Here is a 9,054-nt window from a genome sequence, read left to right as displayed (position 1 = left end):
GTGACGACCAGCGTGCTGTCCCCGGGATCGGCCGGCAGGCCGCCGAGGTCCACCTCGGCCCCGAGCGCCCGCAGCGTCGCGGCCGCACCCTGGTGACGTGGGGAGTCGTCGGCGTCGACGACCCGGACCCGCGCGCCGCGGGCAAGCAGTGCCCGAGCCGCGGCAAGCCCGGAGACCCCGATCCCGACGACCAGCACGGGCAGACCCGCCCAGGAGGTCGGGGTCGCGAGGTCGCCCGGGCCCTGGCCGTCGCCCGTCATGGCGTCAGCCACCTCCGTGGGAGAGGAACTCCGCGTAGAACAGGCCCAGGCCGAAGGCCACCGCGAGTCCCGAGACGATCCAGAATCGGATGATCACCGTCGTCTCGGGCCATTCGGCGAGCTCGAAATGGTGATGGATCGGCGCCATGTTGAACACGCGTTTCCTCGTCGCCTTGAAGAACGCGACCTGGATCATCACGGACAGGGTCTCGATGACGAACAGGCCGCCGAGGACGACGAGAAGCAGCTCGGTCCGACTGACGATCGCGATGCTGGCGAAGGCGCCGCCCAGCGCGAGCGACCCGGTGTCCCCCATGAAGATCTTCGCCGGGCTGGCGTTCCACCACAGGAACCCGAAACAGGCCCCCATCGCCGCCGCCGCGACCAGCGCGACGTCAAGGGGATCACGCACGAGGTAACAGCCCGCCTCGGCCGCGTGCGGCTCGCACAGGTTGCCGAACTGCCAGAAGGAGATGATGACGTACGCGCCGAACACCATCGCCGAGGTGCCGGCCGCGAGGCCGTCGAGGCCGTCGGTGAGGTTCACCGCGTTAGAGGTCGCGGCGATGATGATCCAGGCCAGCAGGGGAAAGGCGATGATGCCGACGGAGAAGCTCGTGTCCCGCACGATCGAGATGTACGTCGAGCCGGGGAGCAGCCCGGCGTCATTCTTGAACCGGACGGCCAGCAGGCCGAAGACGATCGCGACCGCGGCCTGCCCGGTGAACTTCATCCGGGCGGTGAGCCCGAGGCTGCGCTGCTTACGGATCTTGATGTAGTCGTCCAGGAAGCCGACCAGGCCGAGTCCGGTCATCACCATCAGCACGAGCAGACCCGACGCGGTGAACCCGATACCGGTCACCAGGTGGGCCAGGAAGTACCCGGCCAGGGTAGCGACGATGATGACGGTGCCCCCCATCGTGGGGGTGCCCCGCTTGGTCAGATGGCTGGACGGCCCGTCCTCGCGGATCTCCTGGCCGTATCCCTGCCGGCGGAAGAGCCGGATCACCCAGGGTGTGCCCAGCAACGACACGACCAACGCGACCATGGCCGCGATAAGAACGCCTCTCACGCGTGCGTCACCCGCGCGGGTCCGCGTGTGTGGAGCCAGCCGTCCGCCGTCATGTCCCCTCGATCCCGGCGCCGAGGACGCCGAATCTGGTCACCAACGCCTCGGCGACGCGTTCCAGACCGAAGGACCGGCTGGCCTTGACCAGTACCACGTCGTCCGGTCCGGCCTGCGCGGCCACCAGGGCCACCGCCTCGTCGGCGTCGGTCACCTCCACCGACTCCCCATCCCAGGAGCCTTCCAGCGAGGCGCCCAGGTGGATGCGGCGGGCCGCCGGACCCACCGCGATCAGTCGATCGACCCCGAGGCGGACCGCGAACCGGCCGAGCACGTCGTGCTCGGCGGCGGCGGCGTCACCGAGTTCCCCCATCGGACCGAGCACCGCGAACGCCCGGCCCTTCCCCCGCATGCCCACCAACGCCTTCAGCGCCGCCCGCATCGACTCCGGGTTCGCGTTGTAGGCGTCGTTGACGACCACCACCCCGGCCGCAGTGGTGGTCACCTCCATCCGCCACCGGCTGCGCGGGCGGGCGGCGGACAGCGCCGCGGCGACCCGGTCCGGGGACAGCCCCAGCCGGATCGCGACGGCCGCCGCGGCCAACGCGTTCGGCACCTGGTGCGCGCCGGCGAGCCCGAGGGTCACCCGGTGGTGCTCGCCGTACGCCAGCAAGTCGAACGAGGCGCGGCCCAGCCGGTCGACATCGACGGCACCGGCCCGCACGTCGGCCCGTCCGCCCTCCCCGAAAGTGATCACTTCGGCCGTCGTCCGAGCCGCCATCGCCGCGACCAGCGGGTCGTCGGCGTTGAGCACGACGGCCTCGCTCGCGGCCTCGGCAAGCTCGCCCTTGGCCGCGGCGATCCCCAGCCGGCCGTCGGCGTACTCGCCCAGGTGGGCACTGCCGACGTTGAGGACCACCCCCACCGCCGGGCGGGCCACCGCGCAGAGGGTGGCGATGTGCCCCGGGCCGCGGGCACCCATCTCCAAGACGACGAACGCCGTGTCCGGCTCGGTGCGCAGCAGCGTCAGCGGCAGTCCGATCTCGTTGTTGAACGAGCCGGGCGCGGCCACCGTCGGGGCGAGCCCGGCCAGCACGTCGGCGAGCAGGTCCTTGGTCGTCGTCTTGCCCGCCGACCCGGTCACGGCGACCACGGTGGCGGCGGCCAGGTCACGGACGTGCGCGGCGAGCGCGGCGAGCGCCGAAGGCGGATCGGGGACAATGACGGCCGGCTCGCCCACCGACCGGGCGGCGAGCACAGCGGGCGCGCCGGCGGCGACGGCGGCGGCGGCGAAGTCGTGCCCGTCGACCCGGCTGCCGGCCAGGGCGACGAACAAGGCGCCGTCGCGGACCTCGCGGGAGTCGACGACGACCGAACGCACCGTGACGCCCGGGTCGGGCACCGCGTCGAGCCGGCCGCCGGTCGCCGATGCGACCTCGGCCAGGGTCAGCGGGATCATCTCCTCTCCACCGAGGAGAGCGCGGCGCGCAGGGCGACCCGATCGTCGAAAGGGGTCACCACCCCCGCCTGTTCCTGGCCCGGCTCATGACCCTTGCCGGCGACAACGACGGCGTCCTGAGGCCCGGCCTCGGCCACGGCGGCCGCGATGGCCGCGGCGCGGTCCGGTTCGACCAGGACCGTAGCCGTAGCCGAGTCCGTAGCCGAGTCCGTGGCCGACAGCGCCGTGACCCCGGCGAGCATCTGGGCGAGGATCTCCGCCGGATCCTCCGAGCGCGGATTGTCGTTCGTGAAGATCGCAATGTCGGCGAGTGTCGCCGCGGCAGCCCCCATCAACGGGCGCTTGCCGCGGTCGCGGTCGCCACCGCAGCCGAGCACGACGATGACCCTGCCCTTCACCAGCGGGCGAACCGTCTCTAGCAGCGTCGTGACCGCGCCCGGGGTGTGCGCGAAGTCGACCAGGGCCAGGAACGGCTGGCCGGCGTCGACCCGCTCCATCCGGCCGGGCACCCCGGGCAGGGAGCCGATCCCCGCCGCCGCCGTGGCCGGGGGGACCCCGACGGCGACGAGCAGCGCCAGCGCGCCGAGCGCGTTGGCGACGTTGAAGGCACCGGGCAGCGGCACGGACAGATCCACCCGCAGCCCGTCCGGGCCCTCGGCGCGCAGCAGCGTGCCGGTCGGCCCGTAGGAGACGTCCCGGGCCGTCCAGTCGGCCGGCCCCTCGACGGCGAACGTGATCGCGCCGGGATGCCGTTCGGCGAGCCGGCGGCCCCACCGGTCCGCCACGCCAATCACCGCGACAGCGGTCCGGGCCGGGTCGAACAGGGACGCCTTCGCCACGAAGTAGTCCTCCATGGAGGAGTGGAAGTCCAGATGGTCCTGGCTGAGGTTGGTGAACACGGCCCCGGCGAAGTGCAGGGCGTCGGCCCGGTGCAGGGCCAGCGCGTGGCTGGACACCTCCATCGTGGCGGCCCCCACGCCACGCTCGACCATCGTGGCGAGCAGGGCCTGCAGGTCGCTCGCCTCCGGGGTGGTGCGGGCGGAGCCCAGCCGTTCGTCGGCGATCCGGGTCTCGATCGTGCCGATCAGGCCCGTGGTGTGGCCGGCGGCGCGCAGCCCGGCGTCGAGCAGGAAGGCCGTGGTCGTCTTCCCGTTGGTGCCGGTGACGCCGAGCAGGCGCAGCGCCGCGGAGGGATCACCGTAGATCCTCGCCGCCACCGGGGCGAGGTCGCGCCGTGGATCGTCGCTGACAAGCACCGGGACTCCCCCGGGGGGGCCGGCCGGCACGGCCGCGATCCGGCGGGCGCCCTCGGCGTCGGTGAGCACGGCGACGGCGCCGCCGGCCACCGCGGCGGCCGCGAAGGCCGCACCGTGCGCGTGGGCACCGGGCAGTGCCGCGTGGAGGTCGCCCGGCCGGACCGCACGCGAGTCGTGGGTGACGCCGTGCACGATCACGTCCGTGTCCGTGTCCGTGTCCGTGCCCGCACGCGTGCCCGACGGCGAATGTCCCGCATCCGCGAACGCCGCCGGCTCCGGGACGGGCGCCGCGGCCGCGAGCACCGCGCGCAGATCGGCGAGGCTACACGCGGGCGGGGCAGCCGGTCGAGGTGCCGGAGAGGTCACGGTCACGACCTTAGTGGGGGCGGGCACGGCCATCCCCACGGGAGCCCGAGCACGGCGGTGGTCCAGCCGGCCTTCCCCGCCCGCCACGTCCCGGCGCGGATCGCGATCATCTGTCCAGGTCGAGCAGGAGCGGTGCGGGCCTGGTGATCGGCTGTGGCACGCCGAGGGTGGTCAACGCGAAGGACATGACACGTTGGAACACGGGCGCGGCGACCTGACCGCCAAAGTAACCCTTCTTCGGGTTGTCCAGGACGATCTCCACCACCACCCGCGGATCATCCGCCGGGGCGAACCCGATGAACGAGGGAACGTAGCCCTGGTAACCGCCGTGCACCGGGTCGGGCCGTTTGGCGGTGCCCGTCTTGCCGGCCACCCGGTAACCGGGAACCTCGGCGAGCGGCGCCGTGCCCTCGTTCGTCGCCACCGCCTCGAGTATCCGGGTGAGCGTGGCCGCGGTCTGCGCGCTGACGACGCGCTGACCAGGCGGATGGGGAATCACCTTGACGACGCCGTCCGGACCGGTGATGGCGTCGACGAGCCGCGGGGTCACGCGAACACCGCCGTTCGCGATGGTCGCGTACACCGAGGCCATCTGGAGCGCCGTCGCCGACATGCCCTGCCCGTAGGAAATGGTGGCGGCCTGGCTGCCCGACCAGTCCCGGGCGGCCGGCAGCAGGCCGGTGCCCTCGCCGGGGAAGTTCAGGCCCGTACGGGCACCGAGCCCGAACGAGCGCAGCGTCTGCTCCAGCCCGATCCGCCCGACCCGCTCGGAGATCTCCACGGTGCCGATGTTGCTGGAGCGGGCCAGGACGCCAGCGGCGGTGAGATGTTCGACGCCGTGCGGCTCGGAGTCCTCGATGCGTACCCCGCCCCGGGTGATGGAAGGCGGGATGGTCATCGGGGTCTCGGAAGTGATCAGACCGCGGTCCAGCGCCGCGGCCATCGTGATCACTTTGTTGACGCTGCCGGGCTCGTAGGCGTCCCGCGTGGACCGATTGCCCAGCGCCGGGGTGTCCCGGGCGGTGATGTTGTTCGGGTCGAACTGCGGCGAGTCGGCCATCGCGAGGATGTCCCCGGTGCGGGGGTCCATCACGACGACCATGCCGCCGTCGGCCTCGGAGGTATGGACCGCGTCGGCGATCGCGTTCTGAGCGTTCCACTGGATGTCCCGCTCGAGGGTCAGGCGCAGCGAGGAACCCGGGATCGGGTCCTTCTCGCGGCTCTGGCCCGAGGGGATCTCGATGCCCGCCGGGTTCGCCTCCAGCCGGCGAAGGCCGTCGGTACCGCGCAGCACCTTGTCATACGCCAGCTCCAGCCCGCCGCCGCCCTCGAGGATGTCACCATCGCCGTGCCGCATGAACCCGATGACGTTCGCGGCCAGTTCGCGGGACGGGTAGGTGCGTCCGCGTTCCTCGGTGATGCCGATACCGCGCAGCCCCAGGGCGCTGACCTTCTCCGCCACGTCCGGAGTGAGCCCGCGGGCAAGGTAGACGAACTTGATGTGGTCGGCCGGGTCGGTGGTGAGCCGTCTGCGCAACGCCTCGGTGCTGTCGTCGAGGACCGGCGCAAGCTTCGCGGCCGTCCCCGCGATGTCCCTGACGTTCGTCGGGTTCGCGTAGACGGCCCGCAGCTCGACGTGCTGCGCGAGCGTGTGGCCCGCCCGGTCGGTGATGGCGCCGCGCGCCGCGGGCAGCACGATGGTCCGCAGCCGCTGGGCCTCGGCCTGGGCCGCGTAGGTGGAGGCGGAGAAACCCTGCAGCTGGGTCAGGCGCAGCCCGAGGACACCGAGGACCGCGCACATGAGCACGATGGACACCCGCAGCCGCCGGCGCGGGCTGCCCAGCCGGTAGGCGCGACGGACCCGGGGGTGCCGCGGCCGGCTGACCCGACCGGGACGCCGGCCCACATACCGGCGGCCCGCATACCGGCCGTCCGGATACCGGCCGTCGTGGTCCTCGTCGCCGTACTCGTCCGCACCGGGCCCGTCGCCGGCCCCCCGACCCGGATCGTCGACATCCCGCCGCAACCGACCGCCATACACGGAGGATGGCGGTGGAGGAACAAGGCGTAGCCGTCCGCGACCGCGCCGGGGGGAGCCCGGGGGCGTCGAGCTCACTGCCCGGCTCCGGCCTTTCCCGCCGCCCCGATCGCGGCACCACCGGCCGCCGGACCACTGGGCGCGGCACCATTGGGCGCGGCACCGTCCGTCCCGGTGGCGGGAAGGCGGGCGTGGGCGGTTCCGCCGGCACCGGTGGTGCCACCCGCCGTCGCGCCGGCCGCTGGCTGACCGGTCTTCCCGGGACCGCCGGTCTTCCCGGGACCGCCGGCCGGACTCGGGCCGGGCGATGCGGGCACGACGATGAGGACGGATCCGCTGCCCGGTTCCCGGGCCAGGGTCCGGGAACCAACGGGCAGCGGAGCGCCCGGCGGAAGGTATGCCGGTACCCCGCCGGGGATCATGCCGTAGCGGGAGGCCTGCGCGGCCAGCGACGCCGGATCGGAGAGCTGGTCGGCACGCACCGACAGCGACTGTTCCTCGTCCGCCAGCGCGGACGCCCGATTGCGCAGAGTGTTGGCCTGGAACGAGTTCTCCATCAACGCCAGGTTCAGCAGCAGCAGGCAGAGCAGACCAGCGCCCAGCAGGAGCAGCAGCAGCACGACGAAGGGACCCTTGCGGCCCCCGCCCGGCGCCGGCCGGACCACCGCGAGCCGCGCCCGGCTCGGCGCCCGGCGCGGCTGCGGGTCGATGGCCGGAGCGGTCGCGCCGGCCGAGCGGGCCGCGGGCCGCCCCGTCGAGGAGGTCGGGGCGCTTGTCGTCCGCCCACCGCCCCTTTGCCCGGAGTCGGGCCGCCCGGAGCCGGTCCGCCCAGAGCCGGTCCGCGCGGGGGCGGAACGCCCGGCGCGGGAGAGCGGCTGCGCGGGAGCGGTCACGATGCACCTCCGGTCGGTTTCCGGGTGTGGTCCGGGTTCGGCGCGGTACGTTCGACGGCACGCAGGCGGACGGAGGCCGCCCGCGGGTTCTCGGCCTTCTCGGTCTCGCTCGCCGGTTCCGCACCTCGGGTCAACCAGCGCAGCCTGGGGCCCGCGCCCTCGGGCACCACCGGCAGGCCCGGCGGGACCAAGGCCTCCGCATAGCCGCGCAGTTGCCGCTTGACCAGCCGGTCCTCGAGCGAGTGGTACGACAGGACGACGAGCCGGCCGGACACGGCCAGCGCGTCGAAGGCCGCGGGCAACGCCCGGGCGAGCACGTCGAGCTCGGCGTTGACCTCGATACGTAACGCCTGGAAGGTACGTTTCGCCGGATTGCCGCCGGTCCGCCGGGCCGGCGCCGGGATGGCGTCGCGTACCAGATCGGCGAGCCGCGCCGAGGCGACGAACGGGGCGACGGCCCTGGCCTGGACGATCGCACCGGCGATGCGGCGGGCGAAGCGCTCCTCGCCGTATTCCCGCAGGATGTGGGTCAGCGCGTCGGCATCGTAGGTGTTGAGGATGTCGGCGGCCGTCCTGCCCCGCGTCTGGTCCATCCGCATGTCCAGCGGCGCGTCCCGGGAGTAGGCGAACCCACGGTCGTCCGTGTCCAGCTGCAACGACGACACGCCGAGGTCGAACAGGACGCCCTGCACCACCGGATGACCGAGCCGGTCCAGGATCTCGGCCACCTCGTCGTAGACGGCGTGGACGAGCTCCACCCGGCCGGGGGCGAGCCCGTGCAGCCGCTCGCCGCTGCGCTCCAAGGCGTCGGGGTCGCGGTCGAGCCCCACCAGCCGTACGTGCGGGAAGGCCGTGAGCACAGCCGCGGCATGCCCACCGAGACCCACCGTCGCGTCCACCACGATCGCTCCGGATACCCGCAGGGCCGGGGCCAACAAAGTCAGTACACGGTCGGTCAGCACAGGCGTATGTGTGGCGTTCAGTGCTGAGCCTCCCTCGACCGCTCGTGGACCTCGTCTTCAGATGTACTGACGGGCATGGGGGCTTCATCGGCGGAAGCCACCGGGCGGCGGGCCCGGGTCGGGTGACCGAGGTCGACCGCCCTCGCGTACGTCCCGGATGCCGGCCGCCGGGGAAGGGACAGCCGGAAGGGACGGTGCGCGTGGCGAGCCCGCGGAGCACCCGGATCCATGAACCCGGGGCAGCTCAGATCACTCCGGGCAGGACCTCCTCGGACAGCTCGGCGAAGCTCTCCTCTTGGCTTTCCAGGTAGGTCTGCCACCGCTGGGCATCCCAGATCTCAATCCGAGTGTTGGCCCCATTGACCACGCAGTCGCGCATCAAGCCCGCGTAGGACCGCAGCGGAGCCGGAATCGTGATCCGCCCCTGCCGGTCCGGCACGTCGTCCGCGGCCGAGGAGAAAAACACCCGACTGTAGTCACGCAATGCCTTTGCGGTAACCGGAACAGTGCGGAGGGACTCGCTGATCCGGGTGAACTCCGCCATCGGAAAGACGTACAGGCAGCGTTCCTGCCCCTTGGTGATCACAAGCCCCCTCTCCAACTCGTCACGGAATTTCGCGGGCAGCGTCAGCCGCCCTTTGTCGTCGAGCCGCGGCGCGTGGCTGCCGAGAAACACCGGCAACCTCCTCGCCACCGCGAGGAAGACAACGACAGGTCACCCCGCGACGGTCACCCGTAAGCTGCTGTCCCCCAC

The 9,054-nt window shown here is 72.7% G+C and carries 7 protein-coding genes and 1 pseudogene; all 8 read right to left on the bottom strand.

The features are described from left to right. Window positions 1–260: pseudogene (locus AC08OP_RS15325) on the bottom strand (UDP-N-acetylmuramoyl-L-alanine--D-glutamate ligase); the annotation flags it as partial. A gap of 4 nt (window positions 261–264) precedes the next feature. After that, window positions 265–1,332, bottom strand: a complete 1,068-nt coding sequence (gene mraY / locus AC08OP_RS15320) for a phospho-N-acetylmuramoyl-pentapeptide-transferase (RefSeq protein ID WP_462188191.1) — start codon at window positions 1,330–1,332, stop codon at window positions 265–267. Between the two features lie 49 nt (window positions 1,333–1,381). Next, complete coding sequence (locus AC08OP_RS15315; RefSeq protein WP_476614820.1) at window positions 1,382–2,785, bottom strand: UDP-N-acetylmuramoyl-tripeptide--D-alanyl-D-alanine ligase; 1,404 nt, start codon at window positions 2,783–2,785, stop codon at window positions 1,382–1,384. After that, a complete protein-coding gene (locus AC08OP_RS15310) occupies window positions 2,782–4,407 on the bottom strand; it encodes a UDP-N-acetylmuramoyl-L-alanyl-D-glutamate--2,6-diaminopimelate ligase (protein WP_476614819.1) in 1,626 nt (541 codons plus the stop codon). The genes AC08OP_RS15315 and AC08OP_RS15310 overlap by 4 nt, the downstream gene beginning before the upstream one ends. 106 nt (window positions 4,408–4,513) lie before the next feature. Continuing rightward, complete coding sequence (locus tag AC08OP_RS15305) at window positions 4,514–6,433, bottom strand: peptidoglycan D,D-transpeptidase FtsI family protein (protein ID WP_476614818.1); 1,920 nt, start codon at window positions 6,431–6,433, stop codon at window positions 4,514–4,516. A gap of 86 nt (window positions 6,434–6,519) precedes the next feature. Continuing rightward, window positions 6,520–7,338 carry a cell division protein FtsL gene (gene ftsL, locus AC08OP_RS15300; RefSeq protein WP_476614817.1) on the bottom strand — a complete coding sequence of 273 codons (819 nt, stop codon included), beginning with the start codon at window positions 7,336–7,338 and terminating at the stop codon, window positions 6,520–6,522. Continuing rightward, on the bottom strand, window positions 7,335–8,321 hold the full coding sequence (rsmH, locus tag AC08OP_RS15295) for a 16S rRNA (cytosine(1402)-N(4))-methyltransferase RsmH (protein ID WP_462203247.1): 987 nt from the start codon (window positions 8,319–8,321) through the stop codon (window positions 7,335–7,337). The genes ftsL and rsmH overlap by 4 nt, the downstream gene beginning before the upstream one ends. Before the next feature lie 223 nt (window positions 8,322–8,544). Next, window positions 8,545–8,976, bottom strand: coding sequence for a division/cell wall cluster transcriptional repressor MraZ (mraZ, locus tag AC08OP_RS15290; RefSeq protein WP_476614816.1), 432 nt, complete (start codon window positions 8,974–8,976; stop codon window positions 8,545–8,547). Between the last annotated feature and the right edge of the window lie 78 nt (window positions 8,977–9,054).

Source organism: Frankia sp. CeRuru1, from assembly GCF_977966315.1.
Note: the sequence above shows the minus strand (reverse complement) of the source record. Positions and strands in the feature narration are given on the sequence as shown.